This is a genomic window from Achromobacter ruhlandii (genome assembly GCF_902859695.1).
GTDB classification, from domain to species: domain Bacteria; phylum Pseudomonadota; class Gammaproteobacteria; order Burkholderiales; family Burkholderiaceae_B; genus Achromobacter; species Achromobacter ruhlandii.
Genome location: NZ_CADIJL010000027.1, coordinates 1 through 25,067, shown reverse-complemented (window position 1 = coordinate 25,067; position 25,067 = coordinate 1). Strand labels below are relative to the sequence as shown.

The 25,067-nt window shown below is 70.7% G+C and carries 25 protein-coding genes and 1 pseudogene; 19 read left to right on the top strand and 7 right to left on the bottom strand.

Annotation, left to right across the window (positions count from 1 at the left end):
* Nucleotides 1-16: 16 nt before the first annotated feature.
* The 4 genes from HV742_RS24580 to HV742_RS24565 all read left to right on the top strand — a co-directional run bounded on the left by HV742_RS24580 (nt 17) and on the right by HV742_RS24565 (nt 3,838).
* Nucleotides 17-505 (top strand): YbaK/prolyl-tRNA synthetase associated domain-containing protein, encoded by a 489-nt coding sequence (locus HV742_RS24580; protein ID WP_049073405.1) that lies wholly within the window; start codon nt 17-19, stop codon nt 503-505.
* A 79-nt stretch (nt 506-584) separates the two neighbouring features.
* Nucleotides 585-2,513, top strand: a complete 1,929-nt coding sequence (locus tag HV742_RS24575) for an FUSC family protein (RefSeq protein ID WP_254601241.1) — start codon at nt 585-587, stop codon at nt 2,511-2,513.
* Nucleotides 2,514-2,516: 3 nt separating this feature from the next.
* Nucleotides 2,517-3,326: an NRDE family protein gene (locus HV742_RS24570; RefSeq protein ID WP_175146606.1), complete on the top strand. Its 810-nt coding sequence runs from the start codon at nt 2,517-2,519 to the stop codon at nt 3,324-3,326.
* Between the two features lie 77 nt (nt 3,327-3,403).
* Nucleotides 3,404-3,838, top strand: coding sequence for a peptidase associated/transthyretin-like domain-containing protein (locus HV742_RS24565; protein WP_049073402.1), 435 nt, complete (start codon nt 3,404-3,406; stop codon nt 3,836-3,838).
* 71 nt (nt 3,839-3,909) lie between these two features.
* On the opposite strand, the gene HV742_RS24560 is transcribed toward HV742_RS24565, so the two are convergent.
* On the bottom strand, nt 3,910-4,284 hold the full coding sequence (locus HV742_RS24560) for an MAPEG family protein (protein ID WP_049073401.1): 375 nt from the start codon (nt 4,282-4,284) through the stop codon (nt 3,910-3,912).
* A gap of 227 nt (nt 4,285-4,511) precedes the next feature.
* Between HV742_RS24560 and HV742_RS24555 the strand changes: the two genes are divergently transcribed.
* Complete coding sequence (locus HV742_RS24555) at nt 4,512-5,363, top strand: CPBP family intramembrane glutamic endopeptidase (protein WP_175146605.1); 852 nt, start codon at nt 4,512-4,514, stop codon at nt 5,361-5,363.
* A 49-nt stretch (nt 5,364-5,412) separates the two neighbouring features.
* Here the strand turns inward: HV742_RS24555 and HV742_RS24550 are convergent, their stop codons facing one another.
* From HV742_RS24550 to arfB, 3 genes are all read right to left on the bottom strand, one after another.
* Nucleotides 5,413-6,471 carry an alkene reductase gene (locus tag HV742_RS24550; RefSeq protein ID WP_049073399.1) on the bottom strand — a complete coding sequence of 353 codons (1,059 nt, stop codon included), beginning with the start codon at nt 6,469-6,471 and terminating at the stop codon, nt 5,413-5,415.
* A 45-nt stretch (nt 6,472-6,516) separates the two neighbouring features.
* Nucleotides 6,517-6,858 (bottom strand): ArsR/SmtB family transcription factor, encoded by a 342-nt coding sequence (locus tag HV742_RS24545; RefSeq protein WP_175146604.1) that lies wholly within the window; start codon nt 6,856-6,858, stop codon nt 6,517-6,519.
* A gap of 99 nt (nt 6,859-6,957) precedes the next feature.
* Nucleotides 6,958-7,374 carry an alternative ribosome rescue aminoacyl-tRNA hydrolase ArfB gene (arfB, locus tag HV742_RS24540; protein ID WP_049073397.1) on the bottom strand — a complete coding sequence of 139 codons (417 nt, stop codon included), beginning with the start codon at nt 7,372-7,374 and terminating at the stop codon, nt 6,958-6,960.
* A 623-nt stretch (nt 7,375-7,997) separates the two neighbouring features.
* On the opposite strand from arfB, the gene queE reads away from it, so the two are divergent.
* The 11 genes from queE to HV742_RS24485 all read left to right on the top strand — a co-directional run bounded on the left by queE (nt 7,998) and on the right by HV742_RS24485 (nt 19,295).
* On the top strand, nt 7,998-8,630 hold the full coding sequence (queE, locus tag HV742_RS24535; protein WP_049073396.1) for a 7-carboxy-7-deazaguanine synthase: 633 nt from the start codon (nt 7,998-8,000) through the stop codon (nt 8,628-8,630).
* On the top strand, nt 8,627-9,070 hold the full coding sequence (gene queD / locus HV742_RS24530; RefSeq protein ID WP_049073395.1) for a 6-carboxytetrahydropterin synthase QueD: 444 nt from the start codon (nt 8,627-8,629) through the stop codon (nt 9,068-9,070). Before queE ends, queD begins: the two co-directional genes overlap by 4 nt.
* A gap of 312 nt (nt 9,071-9,382) precedes the next feature.
* Nucleotides 9,383-9,856, top strand: coding sequence for a MarR family winged helix-turn-helix transcriptional regulator (locus HV742_RS24525; protein WP_006387237.1), 474 nt, complete (start codon nt 9,383-9,385; stop codon nt 9,854-9,856).
* Nucleotides 9,853-11,904: an FUSC family protein gene (locus HV742_RS24520; RefSeq protein WP_068953647.1), complete on the top strand. Its 2,052-nt coding sequence runs from the start codon at nt 9,853-9,855 to the stop codon at nt 11,902-11,904. Before HV742_RS24525 ends, HV742_RS24520 begins: the two co-directional genes overlap by 4 nt.
* A complete protein-coding gene (locus tag HV742_RS24515; protein ID WP_020927916.1) occupies nt 11,901-12,113 on the top strand; it encodes a DUF1656 domain-containing protein in 213 nt (70 codons plus the stop codon). Before HV742_RS24520 ends, HV742_RS24515 begins: the two co-directional genes overlap by 4 nt.
* Before the next feature lie 2 nt (nt 12,114-12,115).
* A complete protein-coding gene (locus HV742_RS24510) occupies nt 12,116-13,036 on the top strand; it encodes an efflux RND transporter periplasmic adaptor subunit (RefSeq protein WP_049073393.1) in 921 nt (306 codons plus the stop codon).
* A 55-nt stretch (nt 13,037-13,091) separates the two neighbouring features.
* Nucleotides 13,092-14,513 carry an efflux transporter outer membrane subunit gene (locus HV742_RS24505; protein WP_049073392.1) on the top strand — a complete coding sequence of 474 codons (1,422 nt, stop codon included), beginning with the start codon at nt 13,092-13,094 and terminating at the stop codon, nt 14,511-14,513.
* A 385-nt stretch (nt 14,514-14,898) separates the two neighbouring features.
* Nucleotides 14,899-15,762 (top strand): hypothetical protein, encoded by an 864-nt coding sequence (locus tag HV742_RS24500; protein ID WP_175146603.1) that lies wholly within the window; start codon nt 14,899-14,901, stop codon nt 15,760-15,762.
* A complete protein-coding gene (locus HV742_RS24495) occupies nt 15,746-17,479 on the top strand; it encodes a thiamine pyrophosphate-binding protein (RefSeq protein ID WP_175146602.1) in 1,734 nt (577 codons plus the stop codon). Before HV742_RS24500 ends, HV742_RS24495 begins: the two co-directional genes overlap by 17 nt.
* 42 nt (nt 17,480-17,521) lie before the next feature.
* Nucleotides 17,522-18,499, top strand: a complete 978-nt coding sequence (locus HV742_RS24490) for a Bug family tripartite tricarboxylate transporter substrate binding protein (protein ID WP_175146601.1) — start codon at nt 17,522-17,524, stop codon at nt 18,497-18,499.
* A gap of 1 nt (nt 18,500) precedes the next feature.
* Entirely contained in the window at nt 18,501-19,295 is a 795-nt protein-coding gene (locus HV742_RS24485; protein WP_049073389.1) for an SDR family NAD(P)-dependent oxidoreductase, read from the top strand.
* A 123-nt stretch (nt 19,296-19,418) separates the two neighbouring features.
* Here HV742_RS24485 and HV742_RS24480 read toward each other — a convergent pair whose 3' ends face one another.
* Nucleotides 19,419-20,225 carry an IclR family transcriptional regulator gene (locus tag HV742_RS24480; RefSeq protein ID WP_063587757.1) on the bottom strand — a complete coding sequence of 269 codons (807 nt, stop codon included), beginning with the start codon at nt 20,223-20,225 and terminating at the stop codon, nt 19,419-19,421.
* Between the two features lie 82 nt (nt 20,226-20,307).
* Complete coding sequence (ypfH, locus tag HV742_RS24475) at nt 20,308-21,027, bottom strand: esterase (protein ID WP_049073388.1); 720 nt, start codon at nt 21,025-21,027, stop codon at nt 20,308-20,310.
* Nucleotides 21,028-21,189: 162 nt separating this feature from the next.
* Here ypfH and HV742_RS24470 point away from each other — a divergent pair, with 162 nt between their 5' ends.
* Nucleotides 21,190-22,731 (top strand): amino acid permease, encoded by a 1,542-nt coding sequence (locus tag HV742_RS24470; protein WP_054447476.1) that lies wholly within the window; start codon nt 21,190-21,192, stop codon nt 22,729-22,731.
* Nucleotides 22,732-22,878: 147 nt separating this feature from the next.
* On the opposite strand, the gene HV742_RS24465 is transcribed toward HV742_RS24470, so the two are convergent.
* Nucleotides 22,879-23,940 (bottom strand): methyl-accepting chemotaxis protein, encoded by a 1,062-nt coding sequence (locus HV742_RS24465; protein WP_332849336.1) that lies wholly within the window; start codon nt 23,938-23,940, stop codon nt 22,879-22,881.
* Nucleotides 23,941-24,259: 319 nt separating this feature from the next.
* Here HV742_RS24465 and imuA point away from each other — a divergent pair, with 319 nt between their 5' ends.
* Both imuA and HV742_RS32140 read left to right on the top strand, forming a co-directional pair.
* The gene (gene imuA, locus HV742_RS24460; RefSeq protein ID WP_049073385.1) at nt 24,260-24,958 is read left to right on the top strand and encodes a translesion DNA synthesis-associated protein ImuA; all 699 of its coding nucleotides are present in this window, start codon (nt 24,260-24,262) and stop codon (nt 24,956-24,958) included.
* A pseudogene (locus tag HV742_RS32140) lies at nt 24,888-25,067 on the top strand (DNA polymerase Y family protein); the annotation flags it as partial. The gene imuA and the pseudogene HV742_RS32140, both read left to right, overlap by 71 nt.

The following is a 25,067-nucleotide window of genomic DNA, read 5'->3' as shown; positions in this document are numbered from 1 at the left end:
CCCACCATTTCCCGCCATGGAAGTCTACGACCGCCTGCAGGCCCTGCTGACCGAGCATCAGGCCCGCTACCGCCTCATCTCCCACCCCGCCGCCGGGCGCTCGGTGGAAGTCGCCGCCGTGCGCGGCACCGCCGTCAGCCAGGGTGCCAAGGCGCTGGTCTGCCGCGTCAAGATCTCATCCAACCAGCGCCGGAACGTGCTGGCCGTGTTCCCCGCCGACCAGCAGGCCGACCTGGAAGCCATCGCCCGCGCGGCGGGCGGCAAGAAGGCCTCGCTGGCCTCGCAGGACCTGGCGCGCGAGCTGACCGGCTGCGAGATCGGCGCGATCCCGCCCTTCAGCTTCAACCCCGACCTGCACCTGCTGGTGGATCCCACCCTGCGCCAGCGGCACGATGAAATCGTGTTCAACGCCGGCCGGCTCGACGCTTCCATCCTGATGGCCACCGCCGATTATTTCCGCCTGGCCGCGCCGCAGGAAGCGCCGCTGATCAAGGGCCAGGGTTAACCGGCCCGGGACCGCCGTGCCGCACTCAGCCGCCTCCCGCGAAAACCGCCGCGCGCGCGCCTCCAACATGCGCTGGCTCATGAGCCTGGCGCACATGGAACCGTCGCCGGTCAGTCGCTGGGTCGCGCTGCGCGCCGCGCTGGCCATCGGCCTGCCGACCGCCGCCGGGCTGGCGCTGGACCAGAGCGCGGCCGCCGCGCTGGTGGCGCTCGGCGCCCTGCCCGCGATCACCGGCGATAACGGCGGCCCCTACCGCAACCGCGCGCTATCCATCGGCAGCACGGTGTTCGGCGGCGCGCTGGGTTACTTCCTGGGCACGCTGCTGTCCGGCCACGGCCTGCTCACCGCCGCCGGCATGACGCTGCTGGTGCTGGCAGCCAGCCTGGTCGGCACCTTCAACAACATCGCCGCCGTCGCCACGCTGCAATTCGCCACCTACGTGATCGTCGGCGCCAGCCTGACGTCGCCGCTGCCCCCCTGGCTGCCGCCGGCGCTGGTGGGCGCGGGCGGCCTGTTCGGCCTGGCGCTGACCCTGCTGGGCTGGGTAGTGAACCCGATCGCGCCCGAACGGGCGGCGGTGGCGCTGGCCTATCGCAAGCTGGCGGCCATGTTCGCCGCCATCGGCACCTCGCGCATCATGACGGCGCGGCGCGACATGGAAGCCGCCATGGCCGGCGCCTACGACACGGTGCTGGCGGCCCGGCGCCGCGCCGCCGGCCCCTCGCCGCGGCTGGCCCGGCTGGCCGCGCAATTGCAGGCCTGCACGCCGCTGTCGGACGCGGCGCTGGCGCTGGCGCGGGCCGGCCGGGTGCTGCCGCCCGAGTGCGCGCGGGCCATGAACCGGCTGGCCGACCACGTCGAGAACGCCACGCCGCTGGCGCCCGGCGACGACATCGCGGCCGTGCGCCAGGCCGGCGCCACGGCGCTGGCCGACGCGCTGGAGCAGGCGCGGCCGTTGCTGGAAGGCAGCGGCCCGGCGCGGCCCGACGCTTTCCCGGCCCTGCCGCCGGCGCGTCCGCGCACGCCCTGGCGGGTGCTGGCGCGCACCTACCGGCCCGGCCCGACCACGCTGCGCTACCTGACGCGGCTGGGCCTGTGCCTGGTGGTCGCCGAGGCGGTGGCGCGCACCCTGGCCCTGCCGCGCTCCTACTGGGTGCCGCTGATCGTGGTGGTGGTGTTCAAGCCCAATTTCGGCTCGGTCTTCGCCCGCGCGCTGCAAAGCTGCGCCGGCAGCGTGGTGGGCGTGGCGATCAGCGCCACGGTGCTGGCGCTGGACCGCAGCGGCGTGGTCAGCCTGCTCACCGTGACCGCCCTGGCGGCCTTGCTGCCGTGGTCGATCCGCCGCAACTACGGCCTGTTCTCGGCGATCCTGCTGCCCATCCTGATGCTGCTGATCGGCGCGCTGCAGCCGGGCAGTTGGCCGATCGCGCTGGCGCGGCTGGAGGACGTCGCGGTGGCCGCCGCCATCGTGCTGGCGGTGGGCTACCTGCCCTGGATGCGGATCGAGCGCCACAACCTGGACCAGGCCGTGGCCACCGCCATGGACACCCTGGCCGCCTACCTGAACACCGTATTCCAGGCCGATTCGGCGGCCCGCCACGACCTGCGCACCCAGGCCTATGCGCGCCTGTCCGACCTGCGCATCGCCTTGCAGCGCGGCCTGTCGGAACCCCGGCTGGTCAGCCGCCGCGCGCTGGCCTGGTGGCCGGTCGAAGTGGTTCTGGAACGCGTGGCCAACGCGGTCTCCGACAGCGCCTGGTCGCTGCCCGCGGGCCAGCCGCCGCCCGACCCGGCGGCGGTGGCGCGGCTGGCCGAGACACTGCAGGCCATGGCGCGGGCCGTGATTCAAGGCATGGCGGTCCCCGCCGCGCCCGTGACGACCGACACGCCCGCGCTGCGCGAAGCCGCCAGCGCCATCGAAGCCCTGCGCGCGACCCTGGCCGGCCCCGGCTTCGCGGCCGAACCGGGCCGTGTTCGCCCGCCTTCCCCGACCACCCAACCGGACTGAACCATGTGTCTCGCCGTCCTCGCCCTGCATACCGTGCCGGGCATTCCCGTCCTGATCGCCGCCAATCGCGATGAATTCCACGCCCGGCCGACGCTGCCGGCGGCGCAGTGGGCCGACGCCGCCCACGTGTACGGCGGCCGCGACGCGCTGGCCGGCGGCACCTGGATGGGCGCCACCACTGGCGGGCGCTATGCGCTGGTCACCAATTTCCGCGAGCCCGGCCGCGTGGTCGCCGACGCCCCCTCGCGCGGCGCCCTGGTCGAGGACTTCCTGCGCGGCCGCGCGCCGGCCGCCGACTACATCGCCGCCGCCCATGCCGCCGGCCAGGCCTACAACGGCTTCAACCTGATCGTCGGGGACGCGCAGGGCGCCTGGTACGCCAGCAACCGCGACGGCGCGCCGCGGCCGCTGGCGGCCGGCGTCTATGCCCTGTCGAACCACCTGCTGGATACCCCCTGGCCCAAGCTGGCGCGCACCAAGGCCGCCTTCGAGCGGGTGCTGGCGCAGGCTCCCCAGCCCGACCTGCCGGCATTGTTCGAGGCGCTGGCCGACCGCAGCCCGGCCGACGACGCCGACCTGCCCGCCACGGGCCTGCCGCCGGATCGCGAAAAACTATTGAGCAGCCCCTTCATCGTCAGTCCGAACTATGGCACCCGCAGTTCCACCGTGCTGACACTGCGCGACGACGGCACCGGCCAACTGGTCGAAAAGCGCTTTGCGCCCGACGGCGCCGCCAACGGCGAGAGCGTCCTGGCGTTCGCCTGGCGCGATCCCGGCGCGAGCGATACGCTTGGATCGTCCACGCCCCGGTAAAACGGACAGCGCCGGCGAACTCGGCGCGCATATGCCGGTCGAATTTCCTGCGTGATCATCCCTTCAAGGAGAATTGCATGAACAAGCGCATCGAACGTTGCACCCTGGCCGCCGCGATGGCCGTGGGCACCATGGCCCTGGCCGGCTTCCTGACCGCCGCGCAGGCGGCGCTGCCCGCGGTGCAGCACCAGGGCAGCGTGGAATACGTCAGCGGCGGCATCGGCCTGGACGAATCCGAAGCCATGAAGGCCGCCGCCAAGGACTACCCGCTCTCGCTGACCTTCGCCGCGCAGCGCGACGGCAAGGCCGACTACGTGGCCAACGTCGCCGTCGTCATCAAGGACGGCCATGGCAAGCAGGTGCTGCAGGCCGAGTCCCAGGGCCCCTACATGCTGGTCAAGCTGCCCGCCGGCAGCTACAAGGTCTCGGCCACCTTCAACGGCAAGGCGCAGGAACGCGAAGTCAACGTGCAGAACAGCGGCACGGCGCGCGCCGTGTTCGAATGGAAGTGAATCCCTGATGGCCATGCCGCCTGGCCAGGCGCGCGGGGCGCCCGGTGCCAGGCCGGGACCGCGTGGGCGCGCTAGACGCCCGAAAACAGGATGGCGATGACAAAGCCCACGCTGATCGTCCAGACCAGCGAGCGCAGCGCGCCCCAGCCCGCCAGGTACATCGCCAGGTAGCCCAGGCGCACGCCCAGCCAGCAGGCCATCAACGTGGCCACGTGCGCGGGCGCCGCCTGGTTGTACAGCGCGAACAACACCGCCGCGTAGAAGAACGGCAGCGCTTCGAACGTGTTGGCCTGCGCCGCGTTGGCGCGCGCGCGCCAGCCTTCCTGCCGCGCCAGCCAGGCGCGCGGATCATTGTTGTCGAACTTCCTGCCGCCCGCCTTGGCGACGATCGTGCAAACGAACGGCAGGATCGCCGCCGCCAACATCAACCATGCGATCAATTTCATTGCTGCTCCTTGCGCGGAACGAGCCTCTTCCCGCCACCGGGCGGGACGCGCCGCTGCGGCATGGTCGCCCGAAAGCGCGGAAATGAAAAGCGGTCGGCGCAAACGGCAAATGCCTATCGGCCAACCGCAAACGCGGCCTCACCCTCCGGCGCTTACACTTGCGGCTTTGGCGCCTCCCGCGAACGCGATGCCGGTGACGCGCCGCCCGTTGTCTCGCAGGAAGAACCATGCCTCTCGCCTCTCCCGGCTCCCTGATGTTCCTGGCCGCCGTCCTGCTGTGGCTACCTGCCACCCGCCGCTGGGCCCTGCCGCCACTGGCGCTCGCCTATGCCTGGGCCTGGACGCAGGGCGGCATCGAGCCCGTGGCGCTGGCCTGGCCCGCGTTGCTGGCGCTGGCCGCCGTGCTGGCGCGGCCGACCATGGCGGCGCCCGCTCGCGCCGCTGGCCATGCGCTGTTCCTGATCCTGGCGGTGCTGCTGTTCCTGCACTGGCTGCCCGGCTACCACAACCCGCTGGTCATCCCGCGCGCCGCGCTGACGCCCGATGCCGTGCCCTTCGCCATGTACCTGAACCTGGACAAGCCGCTGGTGGCGTTCTGGGTGGTGCTGGTCGCCGCGCCCGCCATGGCCGGCGCCAGCGCGCGCGCCACGCTCACGGCGGCGCTGGCCGCGTGCGCCGGCGCGATCGCGGCCTGCCTGGGGCTGGCCCTGGCGCTGGGGGTGGTGGGATGGGCGCCGAAGTGGCCCGACTCGGGCTGGCTATGGCTGATCAACAACGCGCTGCTGGTGACGCTGGCCGAGGAAGCCCTGTTCCGCGGCTACGTGCAGGAACGGCTGACGCGCGCCTGCCGCGGCCGCCCCTGGGGCGCCACGGCCGCGCTGCTGGTCGCCGCGCTGCTGTTCGGGCTGGCGCACTATGCCGGCGGCTGGCAATGGATGCTGCTGGCCGGCATCGCCGGCGTTGGGTACGGCCTGGCCTACCGCCACGGCGGTCTGGCGGCCGCGGTGCTGGCCCACCTGGGGCTGAACGCGGCGCACTACGGTCTGTTCACCTACCCGATGCGCGCCGCGCTGCATTGAAACGCCCAAGCCGCTGCCGACCCGTCGTGGCCGCCAACGGCGCGGCGCTTCAGGCCGTCGCCAGGGCCGGATAGTCGGTGTAGCCCGCCGCGCCCGAGGCGTAGAAGGTCGACGAATCCGGCGCGTTCAACGGCGCGTTCAGCGCAAAGCGGCGCACCAGGTCGGGATTGGCGATGAATTGCACGCCGAACGCCACCGCGTCGGCGCGGCCCGCGGCAATCGCCGCCTCGGCCGATTCGCGCGTGAAGCCTTCGTTGGCGATGTACACGCCGCCGAACGATTCCTTGAGCTGCGGCCCCAGGCTGTCGGCGCCCTCATGTTCGCGCGCGCACAGGAACGCCAGGCCACGGCGGCGCGCCGCCCGCGCCACGTAGTTGAAGGTCGTGGCCGGGTCCGAATCCCCCATCGAGTGGGCATCGCCACGCGGCGACAGGTGCAGGCCGACGCGGCCGCCCCCCCACACGCTGACGCACGCATCCACTACTTCCAGCATCAGGCGCGCGCGTGCTTCGAGCGAACCGCCATAGCCGTCGGTGCGATGGTTGGTGCTGTCCTGCAGGAACTGGTCCAGCAGATAGCCATTGGCGCCGTGGACTTCGACGCCGTCGAAACCGGCCTCCTGCGCCAGTTGCGCGCCGCGGCGATAGGCCTCGACGATGCCCGGGATCTCATCGGTCTCGAGCGCGCGCGGCACCACATAACCGCGCTTGGGACGCACATGGCTGACATGGCCGCCGGCCGCGATCGCGCTCGGCGCCACCGGCAGTTCGCCATTGAGGAACACCGGGTCCGAAATGCGGCCCACGTGCCACAGCTGCGCGAAGATGCGGCCGCCGGCCTCGTGCACCGCCGACGTCACCTTGCGCCAGCCCTTGACCTGCTCCTGCGACCACAGCCCCGGCGTATCGGCATATCCCACGCCCTGCGGCGTCACCGAGGTGGCCTCGGTCAGGATCAGGCCAGCGGACGCGCGCTGGACGTAGTACTCGACCATCAGGTCGTTCGGCACCCGGCCCTCGCTGGCGCGCTGGCGCGTCAACGGGGCCATGATGATGCGGTTGGGCAGGGTCAGTTCCCCCACTTGCAAGGGTTCGAACAGCAGGCTCATAACAATCCTCGTGCCCGGCGGGCGGGCGTGGGTAGCGGCGGCAGGCTACATGTCTTGATTCAATTGCCGCAGGAACGCGGCAATCACGGATTCATTGCGACGGAAGAACACCCACTGCCCCACCTTGGTGGCCGAAATCAGCCCCGCGCGCTGCAGCACCGCAAGGTGCGAAGACACGGTGGACTGCGACAGCCCGCAGCGCCCATCGATATGGCCCGCGCACACCCCGTGTTCGAAGGTATGCCCCGGACGCTCCTCGAAGTGCGCCTGCGGCGTCTTCAACCACCCCAAAATCTCGCGGCGCACGGGATTGGCCAACGCCTTGAGAATGGCGTCGACATCGATCTCCGTGGTGGCCTCGGTGGCGGGGGCAGCAGTGGTCGTCATATTGAAATATCGCAATTTATCGAATCTTATATCGAGACATCCCGATATATCGTTATACCCCTGTCGGTCGAGGGGCCTTCTTCGGAATCCGAGGGCCCCTCACTCCCCCTGCACCCGCCCGCGCAACCGCTTCACCTCGCCATGCAGCACCTTGCGCTGCACCCGCCGCCGCTGCGACGCCCGCGTCGGTTTCGTCGCCCGCCGCGGCTTCTCCACCTTCGCCGCCGCCCGCACCATGTTCACCAGCCGCTCGATCGCCTCCGCCCGGTTCTTGTCCTGGCTGCGGAACGACTGCGACTTGATGACGATCACCCCCTCCTTGGAAATGCGATGGTCGCTCATCGCGCACAACGCATCCTTGATATCCGCCGGCAACGACGACGCCCGCACATCGAACCGCAGATGCACCGCGCTCGACACCTTGTTGACGTTCTGCCCGCCCGCGCCCTGCGCCCGGATCATCGAGAACTCAATCTCGCGCTCGTCGATATAGAGAGAATCTTGAACATGAAACATAGCGCGAGAGTATATAAGCCTTCGCCAGGCGATAAACCCTCCGCTCCCGCCACCGGATGGCGTGAAAATCCCTCACGCCCCCCCCTCGTGGCGCAAGCACATCCGGCAACAGCCCCCCAACCACCGTCCCACCCAGATCCGCCCCCCCCCTCGCGCATCCGCCACGCCTGCGCGCCAGCGAACCCCGCCCAACACCCCACACCGCGTATGCCTGGAGCGGCCGCCCGCGCGGCCACTCCAGGCGGGCCCGGCAAGACTCTCCAGAACCCTGAAGCCCCGCAGCGCCACGCCCCCAGACATTCGCAGCCCTGGGCGCGGGCGGGTCGGGAGGCGGGCAACCTCGATGCGCCCGAGGGAATCCGTAGGCAGCCGCCGTCAGGCGGCAACGAGGATGACGCAGGGGCAGTCCGGAGCGAACGCTCCGGACCGCAATCGTGGGCGCCCGCCTCCCGACCCGCCCGCGCCCAGGGCGACCTACGAAGCCCCCGGCAACGTCACGCAACCGCCCCAACAAACGAGAAAAAGCCCACGACATCAAGGACATCCCAGCCCCCCGCAACCAAGACCGACTAAAATAACGCCCTTTTGCCCCTCCCTGGCGCGCCGCCCAGCGCCACTCCCCCATGACCTACACCGCCAAAGAAATCTTCAAAACCCTGCAAGGCGAAGGCGCCCACGCAGGCCGCGCGGCGGTCTTCTGCCGGTTCGCGGGCTGTAATCTCTGGAGCGGCCGCGAAAGCGACCGCGCCAGCGCCGCCTGCACCTTCTGCGACACCGACTTCATCGGCACCGACGGCGACGGCGGCGGCAAATTCGCCACCCCCGAGCTGCTCGCCGACGCCATCGAAGCCGCCTGGGGCCCCGACACCGCCAACCGCTACATCGTCTTCACCGGCGGCGAACCCCTGCTGCAACTGGACGAAGCCCTGCTGGCCGTCGTCCACGCCCGCGGCTTCACCGTCGCCATCGAAACCAACGGCACCGTCCAGCCGCCCCCCGGCATCGACTGGATCTGCGTCAGCCCCAAAGGCACCGCCCCCGTCGTCATCGAACGCGGCAACGAACTCAAGCTGGTCTACCCCCAGGCCAACGCCCTGCCCCCGCGCTTCGAACACCTGGACTTCGACCACTTCTTCCTGCAACCCATGGACGGCCCCGCCCGCCTGGCCAACACCGAACAGGCCGTCCAGTACTGCATGCAGCACCCGCAATGGCGCCTGAGCCTGCAGACCCATAAATACATAGGCATTCCATGATTTCCGTGACCCGCAGGCTTGAATTCGACGCCGGCCACCGCATTCCCGACCACCGCAGCCAGTGCCGCAACCTGCACGGCCATCGCTACGTGCTCGAAATCACCCTGACCGGCGACGTCGTCCAGGCCCCGGGCGAATCCGACAACGGCATGCTGATGGACTTCGCCGACATCAAGCGCATCGCCAAGACGCATATCGTCGACGTCTGGGACCACGCCTTCCTGGTGTATGAAGGCGACACCGCCGTGCGCGGCTTCCTCGACTCGATGCCCGACCACAAGACCGTGGTGCTGGACCGCATCCCCACCGCTGAAAACCTGGCCGCCATCATCTTCGAGATCCTCGCGCCGCACTACCACGGCCACTACGGCGCCGACCTGCGCCTGACCCGCGTGCGCCTGTACGAAACGCCCAATTGCTGGGCCGACTGCAACGGTTGATCGCCCAGGGCGGCCAGCCTGGCCGCCCCGCGAGCCGGCGCGACAGCAGGCGCTTGCCGCCTGGCGCGACCACGCATGCCGCTCGCCGGTTTTCCCGGCAGACATGGGCGATGCCGACGCCAGATGACGCCCGGCTCCCGGCGGGCCCGGCACCCAGCACGACGCGCCCCGCCGCATCAACGCCGCCCCTCGCCGCCCCGCCTTTCCATCCACGGAAAACCCGCCCCTGATTTTCCCGATTGAAAAAATCAATGGAGATCTTCGCCATTTTCAATTAATAGTAAGCTAATAGATAGGATACAATCGATTTCCATGGACACCCCCACCGACTCCCAACTCATGGCCACCACTGCCAACCTGATGGTGCTGTCGCGCGCCTACCGCGGCGCCGCCGACAAGGCCCTGGCCGACTACGGCCTGTCGCAAGCCACCGCCTGGCCCGTGATCCTGGCCGGCCGGCTGGGCGACGGCGTGCGCCAGGGCGCGCTGGCCGAGGCGCTGGGGGTCGAGGGCCCGTCGCTGGTGCGCGTGCTTGACCAACTGGTCGCCGCCGGCCTGATGGAACGCCGCGAAGACCCGCATGACCGCCGCGCCAAGACCCTGCACCTGACCGACGCCGGCCACGCCCTGCGCAAGCAGGTCGAGGACGTGCTGGTGGAACTGCGCCGGCGCCTGTTCGACGGCGTCAGCGAAGCCGACCTGCAAGCCTGCCTGCGGGTGTTCGACGCACTCAAGGCCGCGCTGGGCCGCAGCGCCGCCGGGGCCCAGGAGGACCCGCGGCCATGAAACTGCCCAACGTCCGCGAGACGATCTTCTCCCTCAAGAGCTACCTGAGCGCCATCATGGCGCTCTATCTTTCGTACAGCATCGGCCTGCCGCGCCCGTTCTGGGCCATGACCACCGCCTACATCGTGGCCCAGCCCTGGTCGGGCGCGGTGCGCTCGAAGGCGCTGTACCGTCTGGTCGGCACCTTCTGCGGCTCGGCCATGACCGTCTACATGGTGCCGCGCCTGTCCAATTCGCCCGTCGTCATGACCGCCGCCATGGTGGCCTGGGTCGGCTTCTGCCTGTACCTGTCGGTGCTGGACCGCACGCCGCGCTCGTATCTCTTCATGCTGGCCGGCTACACCGCCGCCATGATCGGCTTTCCCAGCGTCACCGATCCGTCGCAGGTGTTCGACACCGCGCTGGCGCGGGTCGAGGAAATCAGCCTGGGCATCGTCTGCGCCACGCTGGTCCACAGCATCGTCCTGCCGCGCGGCCTGGCGCCCGCCCTGACCTTGCAGCTGGACAAGGCGGTGCGCGACGCCAAGCTCTGGATCCACGACACCCTGAGCGGCAAGACCACTGAACAAAAGGACCGCGACCGCCGCGAGCTGGCCAACGACATCACCCAGTTGCGCCTGCTCTCGACCCACGTGCCGTTCGACACCGGCAACCTGCGCTGGACCGCCGGCGCGGTGCGCGCCATGCAGGACCAGATCGCCGCGCTCACGCCCGCCGTGTCCGCGGTCGAAGACCGCATGCGCGCCCTGCAGGCCAATGGCCAGACGCTGCCGGAGCCGGTCTCGCAAGTGCTGGCCGACATCTCCGAATGGATCAACGCCGGCGCCAAGGCCACCCACGAAACGGCCGTGCAGTTGCGCGCCGCCGTCTCGCGCCTGACGCCCGCCATCGACAGCCATTCCGGCTGGCGCGACGCGCTGCTGGCCAGCCTGATGACGCGGCTGCGCGAGCTGATCGACACCTACGACGAATGCCTGGCGCTGCGCCGCGAGATCCGCGCCGGCCTGGCCGGGGCGCCGCTGCGCGGCACGCGCGCCCCCGTCCGCACCGCGCCCAGCCGCGCCCTGCACCGCGACCGCGGCATGGCGCTGCTGTCGGCGGCCGCCGCCGGCGTCGCCATCTCGGTCGTCTGCCTGTTCTGGATCGGCACGGCCTGGAGCAACGGCGCCACCGCCGCCCTGATGGCCGCCATCTTCAGCTGCTTCTTCGCCTCGCAGGACAACCCGGTGCCGGGCATCATGCAGTTCCTGACCTACACGGTGTATTCGATCCCGCTGTCGGCGCTGTACCTACTGGGCATCATGCCGGCCATCCATTCGTTCGAGATGCTGGCGCTGGCGATGCTGCCCACCGCCTTCGTGCTGGGCATCTTCATCGCGCGGCCGGCCTCCACCGGCAAGGCCATGGCGGTGCTGTTCGGCTTCCTGGGCACCATGGCGCTGCAGGACACCCACACCGCCGACCTGGTGTCGTTCATCGACACGCAGGTGGCGCAGTGCATGGGCGTGGCCACCGCCGCCATCATCGCCGCCATCTTCCGCACCGTCAGCGCCGACTGGAGCGCGCGCCGCATCCAGGCCGCCAACTGGAACGAACTGGCCACGCTGGCCAGCTCGCCGCGCGCCCCGGCCCGCCACACCTATGCCGCCCGCATGCTCGACCGCATCGGCCTGCTGCAGCCACGCCTGGCCATGGCCAAGCGGCCCGACGACCTGGTCGCCGCCGACGCGCTCAAGGACCTGCGCGTGGGCCGCGACATTACCGAACTGCAACGCGCCCGCCGCCACCTGCCCATGGCCGACGCCACCATCGCGCCGGTGCTCGACAGCCTGGCGCGCTTCTTCCGCCAACGCTCGGCCTGGCGCGGCGGCGACAAGGCGCCGGAAATGCTGGCGCAGATCGATCGGGCCCTGGCCAGCGTCAGCGCCACGCCCGGCACCGTCGCCGCGCGCGACCGCGCCGTGGTGGCCCTGGTGGGCCTGCGCCGCGCCTTCTTCCCCGACGCGGCCGATTACCAACCCGCCCATCCCACGCTGGAAACACCATGATCGGCGAATTCAATCTCTACGGTATCTACTTCCCCTGGCTGCTGGTGCTGGGCGTGGTCACCCTGGGCGTGGCCTGGGCCGTGCGCCGCGTGCTGGCGCGCGCCGGGCTGTATCGCCTGGTGTGGCACCCGGCGCTGTTCGACCTGGCGCTGTTCATCGTGCTGCTGTATGGCGTCTCCCTGATTTCCCCTTATTTTCTGCAGAGATAGGTATGAAACTCCCCAATGCCCTGCGCCCCGCCGCCATCGGCAAATTCGCGGTGACCGCCGCCGTGGTCGCGGCCGCCGTCTACGCCGGCTGGCAGCTGTGGGTGCACTATGAAGTCGAGCCCTGGACCCGCGATGGCCGCGTCAAGGCCTACGTGGTGCAGGTGGCGCCGGACGTGTCCGGCCTGGTGACCGCCGTGCCGGTGCACGACAACCAGGACGTCAAGGCCGGCGACGTGCTGTTCGAGATCGACCGCGCGCGCTTCCAGCTGGCCTACGACCAGGCCGAAGCGTCCGTGCGTTCGCAACAGGTGGCGCGCGAACAGGCGCTGCGCGACGCCAAGCGCAACCGCTCGCTGGGCCAGTTGGTGGCCGCCGAGGCGCTGGAACAGAGCCAGACCAAGCTGCAGCAGACCGAGGCCGCGCTGGCCCAGGCCGAGGTGCAGTTGAACACCGCGCGCCTGAACCTGGAGCGCAGCCGCGTGCTGGCCGTGACCGACGGCCGCGTCACCAACCTCGACCTGCGCGCCGGCTCGTACGCCAGCGCCGGGCGCGGCGTGATGGCGCTGGTCGACGCCAGCTCGTTCTACGTCGAAGGCTATTTCGAGGAAACCAAGCTGCCCGGCATCCACGAAGGCGACCCCGTCACCGTCACGCTGATGGGCGACAACCGCCAGATCCGCGGCCACGTCGAGAGCATCGCGCTGGGCATTGCCGACCGCGACCGCAGCACCGGCGCCAACCTGCTGCCCAACGTCAACCCGACCTTCAACTGGGTGCGCCTGGCGCAACGCATCCCGGTGCGCGTGAAGATCGACGAAGTCCCCGCCGGCGTGCGCCTGGTGGCCGGCCAGACCGCCACCGTGGCGGTCGGCGCCGCCGCCGCGCCCGCGCAGACGCGGACCGACGCGCGCCAACCCTCTTGAGCGTGCGTTTTCACCCACCCGTCAACCACTTAGACAACGCCAAGCCGTAACCGCCATGAACACCAGATTCCTCCTGCCGCTGATGCTGTCCGCCGCGCTGGCCGGCTGCGCCGCCGTGGGCCCTGACTACCAGGTGCCCGCCGACGCGGCCGCCGCCCGGCCAGGCGCGCAGGCGCCATTCGCCGAGGCGCGGGAAGGCGTGTTCCAGCGCGACCAGGTGCCCGGCCACTGGTGGCGGCTGTACAACGATCCGGTGCTGGACGGCCTGGTGGAAAAGGCCCTGGCCGCCAACACCGACCTGCGCGTGGCCAGCGCCAACCTCGAACGCGCCCAGGCCGCCGTGCGCGAGACCGAGGCGCAGCAGCAGCCCAGCCTGGGCGTGAACGCCTCGCCCACCTTCGGCCACGTCTCCGGCATCCAGGAACTGGCGCCCGGCATCGATCCGCCCAACCGCTGGTCGTACTCGGCCGGCGCCAGCATGTCGTACCAGGTGGACCTGTTCGGCCAGATCCGGCGCGCCGTGGAAGCGGCCGGCGCCGATGCGCAGGCGGCCCAGGCCGCCTATGACGCCACCCGCGTCACCGTGGCGGCCGAAACCGCCCGCGCCTACGCCAACCTGTGTTCGGCCGGCATGCAACTGGCCTCGGCCGAGCATTCGGTGAAAGTGCAGCAGGAATCGCTGGACGCCGTCAGCCGCCTGCAACGCGCCGGCCGCGGCACCGCGCTGGACGTGACCCGCGCGCGCAGCCAGTTGGAACAATTGCGCGCCGGCCTGCCGCCGTTTCAGGCGCAGCAACGCACCGCGCTGTACCGGCTGGCGGCGCTGACCGGCCAGACCCCGGCCGAGATTCCGACCACGCTGCTGCAATGCGCCGCCGCGCCGCAACTGAGCCAGACGATTCCGGTGGGCGATGGCGCCGCGCTGCTGCGCCGCCGTCCCGACATCCGACAGGCCGAACGCGCGCTGGCCGCCGCCACCGCGCGCATCGGCGTGGCCACCGCCGACCTGTACCCGAAGATCACGCTGGGCCTGTCCGGCGCCTCGGGCGGGCCGGCCGCCATGTTCGGCGATCGCGGCACCTTCAGCTGGAGCGTCGGTCCGCTGATCTCGTGGACGCTGCCGAACACGGGCGCGGTGCAGGCGCGCATCGCCGAGGCCGAGGCCAACACCAAGGCCGCCGTGGCGCGCTTTGACGCCTCGGTGCTGAATGCGCTGCGCGAAACCGAGAGCGCGCTGGTGGTGTACGCGCGCCAGCTCGATCGCCAGGCGGCGCTGCAAGCGGCGCGCGACCAGGCGGCGCAGGCCGCGTCGCAGGCGCGCCAGTTGTTCCAGTACGGCAAGACCGACTACCTGACGGTGCTCGACGCCGAACGCACGCTGGCCAGCAATGAAAGCGCGCTGGCCGCCGGCCAGGCCGAACTCAGCAACGACCAGATCGCCGTGTTCCTGGCGCTGGGCGGCGGCTGGGAAAAGTAGACGCGGCAGGCGATACCCGGGCGGCCAGGCTGCCGCCCGCCTGTTGTTTCCCTCCGGCGCTTGGCGCCGTCCTCCCCGAACGGGCCAACGCGCCCGCCTCCCCGGGCTTCGCGCCCTTCCCCCTCCCTCCTTCGCATGGATCGCGCCGCGCCCGCGAGCCGCGGCCATGCCACGCACCGTTGCCCCGCGTCGGCCCGCCTGCCTCCCCGATGGATGCCACCCCCTCATTTTCAAATAGTTTCCACAATATGGATACATGATTGTTGGCGCCGCCCATGGCCTCTTAGAATCAGCCTCACACCATAATTCCAATTTAAGCAGAGACAGATCGAGTTCCCGGCCGCCTCCCGTCGCGCCATCGGGAATCAAGACAAACATCCATAATATGGAAGAACAAAACAGCCCCGAACCCGCCCGCGTCATGGACAGCATCACCAAGCTGCGCGCCGAAGACGCCGGCCGCGTGGTGATCGCCGGCTCCCATGGTGGCAGCTACGCCGCCTATTGCGCCGCCCGCGGCCGCGTGCGCGCGGTGGTGCTGAACGACGCCGGCGTCGGCTGGCAACAGGCCGGCATCGCCGGGCTGGACGAACTGCAGCAGTGGGGCGTGGCCGCCGCCACCGCCGACTACCGCAGCTGCCGCATCGGCGACGGCGCCGACATGGCGCGCCACGGCATCATCAGCCACGTCAACGGCCTGGCCCATGCGCTCGGCTGCCGGCCCGGCATGGCCGTGGCGCAGGCCGCGCGGCGGCTGGCCGATGCCGACATGGCGCCGACCTGGCCGGCGCCGCGCCACGAGGCCCGCACCGTCCTGGCCACGGCTGCCGACGGCACGCCGCGCGTGATCGGCGCCGACTCGGTCTCGCTGCTGGAGCCGGCCGACGACGGCCTGATCGCCGTCACCGCCTCGCACGGCGAACGGCTGGCGGGCCTGGCCACCGACGGCGTGCGCCCCCGCCCCTGGCTGGTGACCTTCAACGACGCCGGCATCGGCAAGGACAGCGCCGGCATCGGCCGCCTGCCCCTGCTGCAGCAGCGCGGCATCGCGGCGCTGACCGTGTCGGCCCACAGCGCCCGCATCGGCGACGCGCGCTCCTGCTACGAGGACGGCGTGGTGTCGTGCGCCAACGCCCGCGCCCGCGAACTCGGCTGCCGCATCGGCGCCCCCCTGAAATCCTTTATCGACGCCCTGCTGGCCGGGCGCGCAACCCACCTGGAGCATTCCCCGCATGTCGGAAACCCTTGAAATCACCGGCGGCGAAGCCATCGCCCGCATGTTCGCGGCGCATGACGTCGGCCTGATGTTCGGCATGGGCGGCTTCCAGCTGCTGCCGTTCTACGACGCGGTGCGGCGCCTGAAGCTGAACCACAACCTGATCAACGACGAACGCTGCGCGGTGTTCGCCGCCGACGCCTACACCAAGGTCAGCGGCCGCCCCGCCGTGTGCGACGCCACGCTCGGCCCCGGCGCCACCAACCTGGTCACCGGCCTGGCCGAGGCCTACAACGCCGGCACCGCCATGGTGGCGCTGGTGGGCGACTCGCACCGCATGCATTCGTGGAAGAACATGACGCAGGAGGCACGCCAGCTGGAAGTGCTGCGCCCCGTGGTCAAGGACGTGCTGCGGGTCGAGAAGATCGAGCGCATTCCCGAACTGGTGCGGCGCGCCTTCGCGGTCGCCACCAGCGGCCGGCCCGGCCCGGTGGTGCTGGACGTGCCCGAGGACATCGCGCATGAAGTCCACGCCTTCGACGCCGCCGCCTTCCACGCCAGCGAGACCTACCGCCGCGCGCCCGCGCTGCGCTGCCGCCCGGATGCCGACGCGCTGGCGCAGGCCGCCGCCATGCTGGCCGGCGCCGACCGCCCGCTGATGCTGTGCGGCGGCGGCGTGCACATCAGCGACGCCGCCGAGGCGGTGCAGGATTTCGCGCGGCGCTACAACATCCCGGTGGCCCACACCATGAGCGGCAAGGGCGCCATCGCCTGCGACGATCCGCTGAACGCGGGCCTGTTCGGCCGCTACAGCCGCATCGCCAACGACCTGATCGCCAAGTCCGACTGCCTGTTCGTGGTGGGCTGCAAGCTGGGCGAAGTGGCCACGCGCCGCTATGACCTGCTGGCCACCGGCGCGCCCATCATCCACCTGGACATCGTGGCCGAGGAATTCGACCGCACCACCACGCCGGCGCTGCGGCTGTGGGGCGACGCCCGCGCCACGCTGGCCGAACTGGACCAGGCCCTGGCCGCCCAGCCCGATAACGGCGGCGCCCGCCGGCAAGGCTACGCCGCCGAAGTCGGCCAGGCGATGCACACCTGGCGCGAATCGGTGCGCGCCAAGCTGACCTCGGCCGACCGGCCCATCGGCATGGCGCGCCTGATGCACGAGATCAACGCCAGCCTGCCCGCCGACGGCGTGCTGGTGGCCGACGGCGGCTTTGCCGCGCACTGGGGCGGCCTGCTGTTCGACACCAAGCGCGCCGGGCGCGGCTTCGTGCCGGACCGGGGCTTCGCGTCGATCGGCTACGGCATCCCCGGCGCCATCGGCGCGGCCGCCGCCGCGCCCGGACGGCAGGTGGTGAGCCTGACCGGCGACGGCGGCTGCAACATGTCGCTGGGCGAACTGGAAACCGCCGTGCGCATGGGCCTGGCCTTCACCCTGGTGGTGGTCAACAATGCCGCCTCGGGCTATATCAAGGCCTTGCAGCACCTGATGTACGGCAGCGGCAGCTACCAGTCGTCCGACCTGGCCGAGACCAACTACGCCAACGTGGCGCGGGCGCTGGGCTGCAACGGCATCCGGGTGGAGGACCCGGCCGAGATTCCCGCCGCGCTGGCCGCCGCCTACGCCTGCAAGGACCGCCCCACCGTGCTGGACGTGGTGGTGACGCGCGACCCCGCGCACATGCTGCCCGGCGTGGACAGCCGCGCCGCCAAGATCAAGCCGGGCGATCGCATCGCCTGAGCCTGGATAACAACACAGACATCCCAAGCGAGGAGACAACCCATGAATATCCGTACCTGGCTGACCGTGGCGGCCGCCGCCCTGGCCACCGTGCTGGCGCCGTCCGCCGGCGCCCAGAGCAACTATCCCGACCGCCCCATCCGCCTGATCGTGCCCTTCCCGCCCGGCGGCACCTCGGACGTGGTCGGCCGCATCTTCGCCGAGGCGCTGGGCAAGCAGATCGGCCAGCCCGTGGTGGTCGAGAACCGGGGCGGCGCCGGCGGCACGGTCGGCTCGCGCGCCGTGGCCAGCGCGCCGGCCGACGGCTACACGCTGCTGCTGGGCACCTCCAGCACCAACGGCACCAACTCGGCGGTCTACAAGAACCTGCCGTACGACGCGGTCAAGGACTTCACCCCGGTCACGCAGATCATCCGCGTGCCGGGCGTGATCGTGGTCAACAAGGACTTCCCGGCCAAGGACTACGCGTCCTTCGTGGCGCTGATCAAGGGCGCGCCGGGCAAGTATTCGTATGCCTCGTCGGGCAACGGCGGCGCCACCCACATGGCGATGGAGTACTACAAGTCGCTGTCGGGGCTGGACATGATGCACGTGCCGTATCGCGGCACCGGCCCGGCGCTCAATGACGTCATCGCCGGTCAGGTGCCGATCCTGTGGGACACGGCGGCCTCGTCGATGGCGCACATCCAGTCCGGCAGCCTGCGCGCCATCGTGGTGGCCGCGCGCAAGCGCCTGCCGCAACTGCCCGACGTGCCCACCTTCGCCGAGGTCGGCCTGCCAACGTATGACGCCGAGATGTGGAACGGCCTGCTGGCCCCGGCCGGGCTGCCCGCGCCGATCCTGGCCAAGCTGGGCGAGGCCTCGCGCCGCGCGCTGGCCGACCCCGAGGTGCAGGCCAAGTACGCTGGCGTGGGCGCCTACGTGGTGGCCGACAAGCCGGAAGCCTTCGCCGCGATGATCAAGGAAGACGTGGCCAAGTGGAAGAAGGTGGCCGAGTTCGCGCACATCTCGGTGGACTGACATGGGCCAGCGCATGCAAGGCAAGACCGCGCTGGTGTTCGGCGCGGGTTCGTCCGGCCCGGGCTGGAGCAACGGCCGCGCCGCCGCCGCGCTCTATGCCCGCGAAGGCGCCCACGTGTTCGCGGTCGACCTGCGCGCCGATTCGGCCGAGGAAACCCGCCGCATCATCGCCGAGGAAGGCGGCCGCTGCACCGCGCTGGCGGCCGACGTGACCGACAGCGCGCAGATCCTGGCGGCGGTGCGGGCCATGCAGGCCGAGGCCGGCCGCATTGACGTGCTGCACAACAACGTCGGCATCACCGAGATGGGCGACCCGATCGAGGCCAGCGAGGAGAGCTGGCACCGCGTCATGGACACCAACCTGACCGGCGTGTTCCTGACCTGCAAGCACGTGCTGCCGGTGATGCTGGCCCAGGGCGGCGGCAGCATCGTCAACATCTCGTCGCTGGCCTCGATCCAGGTCAACACCTACCCGTACACCTCGTACTACGCCGCCAAGGCCGGCTTGAACCACCTGACCCGCGCCCTGGCGGTGCGCTACGCGCCCGACAACATCCGCGTCAACGCGGTGCTGCCGGGCGTGATGGACACGCCGCTGATCTACACCCAGATCGCGGGCCAGTTCGAGGACGTGGAGGAAATGCGTCGGCGCCGCCACGCCGCCAGCCCGATGGGCCGCATGGGCGACGCCTGGGACGTGGCGCACGCGGCGCTGTTCCTGGCCAGCGATGAAGCGAAGTACATCACCGGCGTGTGCCTGCCGGTGGACGGCGGCAAGTCCTGCGCGGGGCGATAGCCGGCGTAGCAGGCCGGCCGGCGCCGGCGCGGACCCAGGACGCGCCGCCCGCCGGCCAGCTCCCGATCGGTCCGATGCCTGTCGGATAGCCCGGATCCAGGACGCGCGCGATCGCGCCGCGTGTCAGGCCGGACGCGGCGCCAGCTCGGCGCCCAGTTCCGTGGCGGCGCGTTGCAGCGCCGCGACCACTTCCTGCAACCGCGCCCCAGACAGCCGCGAGCGGATCGCGGCCACGCTGAGCGCGGCCACCACGTGCTGCTCGCGGTCATACACCGGCACGCCCACTCCCAGCATGTCCGGGATGATGCGCCCCGGGTTAAGCGCATAGCCATTCTTGCGGGCCGCGGCGATGTCCTCGCGCAGCATGGCGGTGGACGGCAGGTCGGGCGCGGCCGAGGCGTCGTAGCGCGCCAGCACCCGCTCGATGTCGTCGTTCGGCAGGAACGCCAGCAGCGCCAGGCTGCCCGCCCCCACGCCCAGCGGCCGGCGGTGGCCGACCTCCAGCGTCAGGATCTTGATGGGGAAATCGCCCGTCTTGCGGTCGACGCAGACCGCCTCGTGGCCCGAACGCACCGACAGGAAGCTGGTGTCGCCGGTCGATTGCGCCAGCCGCAGCACCGCCGATTCGGCGATCGCCTTGATGCCGTGGCGGCTTTCGGCCGCCAGCCCCAGGATGTACGACTCGCGGCCCAGGCTGTAGGTCTTGAGCTTGGGATTGAGCGCCAGAAAGCCCTCTTGCAGCAGGGCCGACAGCATGCGGTGCGCGGTGGGCGGCGTCAGGCCCAGGTCGCGCGCCACGTCGGTCAGGCCGACCCCGCGCGCGGGCGCGGCGCCCACGTACTTGAGGATGCGCAGCACGCGGAAGATGCTCTGCGCGCCGCCGACCGGATCGGCGTCGCGCGCGGCGGCGGGGGATTTGGCGGGGCTCATCCGGGCAGGCTCGGCCGATGGGATTCAGCGGCGGAATTGATCAGGCCGACATGGTATCCGCAAATACCGGCGTCGCGCGCCTTCAATGCAGCGTGGTGCCGTCGGGCGGCGACTGGTTCAGGCCCAGCGCCGCTTCCCAGCTGCGCAGCGGCACGCAGGTCTGCAGCCGCACGATGGCGCGCTGGATCAGCGCCGGATGCAGTTCGTGGCCGACGTGCGTGGCCACGTCGATGGTGGAATCGCCATGCAGCTCGTCCAGCCGCGCCTGCGCGGCCTGGATCAAGGCCACCGGCATGACCGGGTCGTCGGCGCCATGCAGCAGGTGCAGCGTGGTGTACTGCGGCGCGGCCTTGGGCAGTTGCGCGTAGCGGCCCGAAAAGGCGATCACGCGGCCGGCCATGCCGTCGTGCGCCTGCACCAGTTCCAGCGCCATGATGGCGCCCTGCGAGAAGCCGGCCAGCGCGGTGTCGGACTGCAACAGGCCGAAGCGGGCCTGGGCCGCCTTCACGTAGGCCTCCAGCGGCGGCAGGGCGTGGGCCACGCGCTCGGGCCGGTTGTCCTCGGACACGCCGCGCACCGAGAACCATTGACGGCCCGCGCCGCCGCCGTCGAAGGGCTCGAAGCCCTCGGGAATCAGCACCGCCGACGCGGGAAAGGCGGCGCGCACCGCCTCGGCCAGCGGCACCAGGTTGGCGGGCGTGCCGCCGACGCCATGCAGCAGGATGAACAACTGCCGCACCTCGGTGCCGGGCTCGGGCAGGAATTCGATTTCGTGGGGGGACGCGGGGGAAGAAGTGGCCATGCTACGGCTCCGGACAGGCACTGGATGGCCCCATTGTAAAATGCCCGTCATACGCAATCCTAGGCAAAGCGCCCCCCCGGGCCGGCTCCTGCCCCCGGTGTCCACAAGGCGCTCAGGGGCGTTCGCGGTCGGCGCGGGGCTTTGCATCAACCTGTGCATTCCATGAAAACACCGACGACAGACTCGGGAACCCCGCCGGCCGGCAAGAACCAGTTGCATCGCGTGCTCAAGGCGCGCCACCTGACCATGATCGCCCTGGGCGGCGCCATCGGCACCGGCCTGTTCATCGCCTCGGGCGCGGCCATCGCCCAGGCCGGCCCGGGCGGCGCGCTCACGGTCTACCTGCTGATCGGCCTGATGGTCTATTTCATCATGACCAGCCTGGGCGAACTGGCCACCTTCATGCCCGTCTCGGGCTCGTTCTGCACCTACGCCTCGCGCTACGTGGACGGCGGCTTCGGCTTCGCGCTGGGCTGGAACTTCTGGCTCAGCTGGGCCACGGTGGTGGCGGTGGACGTGGTGGCCGCCCAACTGGTGATGGCGTACTGGTTCCCCGATACCCCCGGCTGGATCTGGAGCGTCGCCTTCCTGGCGCTGACTTTCGGCCTGAACGCCTTCTCGGCGCGCAGCTTTGGCGAGGCCGAGTACTGGTTCGCCATCATCAAGGTGGTGGCGGTGCTGTGCTTCATCGTGCTGGGCCTGGCGATGCTGGTGGGCATCATCCACAGCGACGCGCCGGTCGGCGTGCGCAACTGGACCGTGGGCGACGCGCCCTTCGTCGGCAACGCCGCCACCTGGGTCGGGGTGGCCATGGTAGTGGCCTATTCGTTCCAGGGCACCGAGCTGGTCGGCGTGGCCGCCGGCGAATCCGAGAACCCGCGCCGCAACGTGCCGCGCGCCATCAACCACGTGTTCTGGCGCATCCTGCTGTTCTACGTGCTGGCGATCCTGATCATCGGCCTGCTGATCCCCTACACCGACCCGCAACTGCTGCGCAACGAAGTCGAGGACATCGCCGTCAGCCCGTTCACGCTGGTGTTCCAGCACGCCGGGCTGCTGTCGGCGGCCACCGTGATGAACGCGGTGATCCTGACCTCGGTGCTGTCGGCAGGCAATTCGGGCATGTACGCCGCCACGCGGATGCTGTTCAACATGGCGGTCGAGGGCCAGGCCCCGGCCGTGTTCAAGCGCCTGACCGGCAACGGCGTGCCGCTGTACGCGCTGCTGGCCACCACCGCGCTGGCCTGCCTGTGCATGTTCAGCGTGGTCTACAGCCCCAAGGCGGTCTACATCTGGCTGCTGAATTTCGCCGGCATGACCGAGTTCATCGTCTGGCTCAGCATCGCCGTCAGCCACTACCGCTTCCGCCAGGGCTATATCAAGCACGGCTACGACACCGCCAACCTGCCCTACAAGGCCGGGCTGTTCCCGTTCGGGCCGCTGTTTGCCTTCGTGCTGTGCCTGCTGGTCACGCTGGGCCAGAACTACCAGGCCTTCCTGGACGAGCGCATCGACTGGATCGGGGTGGTCTCGACCTACCTGGCGATCCCGCTGTTCCTGGCGTTCTGGATCGGCCACCGGCTGGTGAAAAAGTCGCGCTGGATCCGCTACGAAGACATGCAGTTCTACGGCTTCGAGGCCGACCGCGCGGCGGGCGTGCCGCAGGACGAACCGGTAGCCGCCGGCCAGGCCGCGCGGACCTGAGCGGCGGGCCTGAGCACGCGGCCCCGAGCACGCGCCCCCGAGCGCGCGGGCCGGAGCGTGCGGGCCTGACCGCAGGGGCCTCGCGGACCGGGGCGCATCCTGAGCCGCGCCCCCGCCCCCCCTCCTGCCGTCCCGTCGGCGCCGCCCCTATTCGAAGCTGTCGCGCGGACGCTGCGCGATGACGCCGTACCAGCCCAGGCCGGCGTAGGTTTCATAACCCGGCGTCAGCGAGAACCCCACCAGGCCGCGATCGGCGTTTTCGTAGTAGCCGCGCGGCCGCTCGTCGTGGCGCAGCACGTAGCGCTCCTTCAGCGACACGGGGCCGTCCGAGGCGGCGATGACGCGCTGGCGGCTGTCGACCAGCAGGCAGCGGGTGCGCGCCCACTCCTCTTCCGACAATCCCACCGACCTGACGATGCTGTCGGCCTGCTGGCTCCAGTCGAAGAACACCCCCAGCACGCCCAGCGGTTCGCCCTGCTTGTCGGCATCGCGCCGGATCGCGGTGGCGTAGGTGGCGACGTGGGCGCCGTCCAGCAGGCGCTCGCTGTCGATGTCCATGGCCACGTACTCGCCGCCGTCGGCCGTGGCCATCCCGCGCCGGAACCATTCGGCCTGGCTGACGTTGGCGCCGCGCGCCTGCGGATAGCGGTCGGGACGGCCGTTGGCCACCACCCGCCCCTGCGCATCGGCCACCCACAGGTCCAGGTAGACCGTATAGCTGTCCAGGATCACGCCCAGCCGGCCGCTGGCGTGGCGGGCGCTGTCGGCGCCGGGTTCCTGCAAGGCCCGCACCACCGACGAATCCGTCGCCCACCAGCGCACGTCGCAGGAACGCTCGTACAGGTTGCGGTCCATGGTCTCGATCATGTTCAGCGCCAGGTCGCCCAGGCGGCGGCCCTCGTAGCCGCGGATCTCGTGCAAGGTGTTTTCGCCGATGCGGATCAGGTCGGCGATGGACCCGGCCAACTCTTCCTTGAGCGCGTCGGCGATGCCGGTGATCTGCTCGGACACGTACTGCACCTGGTTGGCCACCACCGCGAAACCGCGCCCCGCCTCGCCCGAGCGCGCGGCCTCGATGCGCGCGTTCAGCGACAGGTATTTGGCCTGCTGGTTGATATCGACGATGCTCTCGATCTTCTCGTTCGAAATGCGCTCGACGCGGCGCGACAGTTCGACGATTCTTTCCGGTTGATGGGCCATGTTCAGCACTCCTTTTGTTGGTCGTTGTTGCGTGAGGAGACGGTGACATGGGGACAGAAGCAGGAAGCGTGCCAAGCCCTGCACGGGTTAATGACCGGCCCCTTCCAGGGGCGGGGCGGGGGTGGCGACGGCGCATCGTGCCTCCAAGCGGGCCTTGCGGCGCGCACCAATACGGTGCAATTGGCGGATACATCCGGTGCCTTCCGGGTCAGGTAAAATACTGTATATTCATACAGCAACAAGCGATTTCGGCCAGGCGCCCTCTCCGCCCGGCCGTGCCGCCGCCCACCGAATCTTCACCCAGGAAAAACCGGGTCGTCCGCCCGCCATGCCGTCGCCAGAACAGATCCATCCCGCGTTGTGGCGCGCCACCCAGTTGGCGCGCGGCGCCGCCCGCAGCCTGCCCACCGGCCACGCCGCCCTGTCGGCCGAGCTGCCGGACGGCGGCTGGCCGCTGGGCTCGCTGATCGAGCTGCTGGCGCCGCAACCCGGCATCGGTGAAATCCGCCTGCTGCGCCCGGCCCTGGCGCAACTGGAAACGCGCCGCCCCATCGCCCTGGTGCAGCCGCCGCACGCGCCGCACATCGCCAGCTGGATGAGCTGGCGGCTCGACCCGCGCCAACTGCTCTGGGTCGCCCCCGAAAAACCGCTGGACGCCCTCTGGGCCGCCGAGCAGATCCTGAAAAACGGCAGCTGTGGCGCCCTGCTCTGCTGGCTGCCGCACGTGCGCCCCGAATCGCTGCGCCGGCTGCACCTGGCGGCCCAGGCCAGCGACCTGCTGTTCGTCGCCCTGCGCCCGGCCAGCGCGGCGCAGCACGCCACTCCCGCCCCGTTGCGCCTGGCGCTCGCGCCCGCGCCGGGCGGGCTGTCCGTCCATATCCTCAAGCGCCGCGGACCGGTCTGCGAGGCCCCGCTGTACGTGGGCCTGGAGCCCGGCGTCCTGGCGCCCACCCGCCATGCGCCTCTGGATCGCCGCCTGCCTGCGCTGCCTGCCGCTGGACGCCCTGCGCCCGCACTGGCCGCTTGAGGCGCAGGCCTACGCGGTCCTCGACCAGGAACGCGTCGCCGCCCTCACGCCCGCCGCGCGCCAGGCCGGCGTGCGCGCGGGCATGCGCCGCGGCGGCGCGGCCGCCATC

Bases quoted from the DNA above. Each gene is read 5' to 3' on its own strand.
- HV742_RS24470 (WP_054447476.1), top strand. From the start codon at position 21,190: ATGAAAACACCGACGACAGACTCGGGAACCCCGCCGGCCGGCAAGAAC.
- HV742_RS24560 (WP_049073401.1), bottom strand. From the start codon at position 4,284: ATGAAATTGATCGCATGGTTGATGTTGGCGGCGGCGATCCTGCCGTTC.
- HV742_RS24525 (WP_006387237.1), top strand. From the start codon at position 9,383: ATGGACACCCCCACCGACTCCCAACTCATGGCCACCACTGCCAACCTG.
- HV742_RS24545 (WP_175146604.1), bottom strand. From the start codon at position 6,858: ATGACGACCACTGCTGCCCCCGCCACCGAGGCCACCACGGAGATCGAT.
- HV742_RS24485 (WP_049073389.1), top strand. From the start codon at position 18,501: ATGGGCCAGCGCATGCAAGGCAAGACCGCGCTGGTGTTCGGCGCGGGT.
- queE (WP_049073396.1), top strand. From the start codon at position 7,998: ATGACCTACACCGCCAAAGAAATCTTCAAAACCCTGCAAGGCGAAGGC.
- HV742_RS24510 (WP_049073393.1), top strand. From the start codon at position 12,116: ATGAAACTCCCCAATGCCCTGCGCCCCGCCGCCATCGGCAAATTCGCG.
- imuA (WP_049073385.1), top strand. From the start codon at position 24,260: ATGCCGTCGCCAGAACAGATCCATCCCGCGTTGTGGCGCGCCACCCAG.
- HV742_RS24575 (WP_254601241.1), top strand. From the start codon at position 585: ATGAGCCTGGCGCACATGGAACCGTCGCCGGTCAGTCGCTGGGTCGCG.
- HV742_RS24580 (WP_049073405.1), top strand. From the start codon at position 17: ATGGAAGTCTACGACCGCCTGCAGGCCCTGCTGACCGAGCATCAGGCC.
- HV742_RS24555 (WP_175146605.1), top strand. From the start codon at position 4,512: ATGCCTCTCGCCTCTCCCGGCTCCCTGATGTTCCTGGCCGCCGTCCTG.
- HV742_RS24495 (WP_175146602.1), top strand. From the start codon at position 15,746: ATGTCGGAAACCCTTGAAATCACCGGCGGCGAAGCCATCGCCCGCATG.
- HV742_RS24480 (WP_063587757.1), bottom strand. From the start codon at position 20,225: ATGAGCCCCGCCAAATCCCCCGCCGCCGCGCGCGACGCCGATCCGGTC.
- HV742_RS24490 (WP_175146601.1), top strand. From the start codon at position 17,522: ATGAATATCCGTACCTGGCTGACCGTGGCGGCCGCCGCCCTGGCCACC.
- HV742_RS24500 (WP_175146603.1), top strand. From the start codon at position 14,899: ATGGAAGAACAAAACAGCCCCGAACCCGCCCGCGTCATGGACAGCATC.
- HV742_RS24570 (WP_175146606.1), top strand. From the start codon at position 2,517: ATGTGTCTCGCCGTCCTCGCCCTGCATACCGTGCCGGGCATTCCCGTC.
- arfB (WP_049073397.1), bottom strand. From the start codon at position 7,374: ATGTTTCATGTTCAAGATTCTCTCTATATCGACGAGCGCGAGATTGAG.
- HV742_RS24505 (WP_049073392.1), top strand. From the start codon at position 13,092: ATGAACACCAGATTCCTCCTGCCGCTGATGCTGTCCGCCGCGCTGGCC.
- HV742_RS24565 (WP_049073402.1), top strand. From the start codon at position 3,404: ATGAACAAGCGCATCGAACGTTGCACCCTGGCCGCCGCGATGGCCGTG.
- queD (WP_049073395.1), top strand. From the start codon at position 8,627: ATGATTTCCGTGACCCGCAGGCTTGAATTCGACGCCGGCCACCGCATT.
- HV742_RS24550 (WP_049073399.1), bottom strand. From the start codon at position 6,471: ATGAGCCTGCTGTTCGAACCCTTGCAAGTGGGGGAACTGACCCTGCCC.
- HV742_RS24520 (WP_068953647.1), top strand. From the start codon at position 9,853: ATGAAACTGCCCAACGTCCGCGAGACGATCTTCTCCCTCAAGAGCTAC.
- HV742_RS24515 (WP_020927916.1), top strand. From the start codon at position 11,901: ATGATCGGCGAATTCAATCTCTACGGTATCTACTTCCCCTGGCTGCTG.
- ypfH (WP_049073388.1), bottom strand. From the start codon at position 21,027: ATGGCCACTTCTTCCCCCGCGTCCCCCCACGAAATCGAATTCCTGCCC.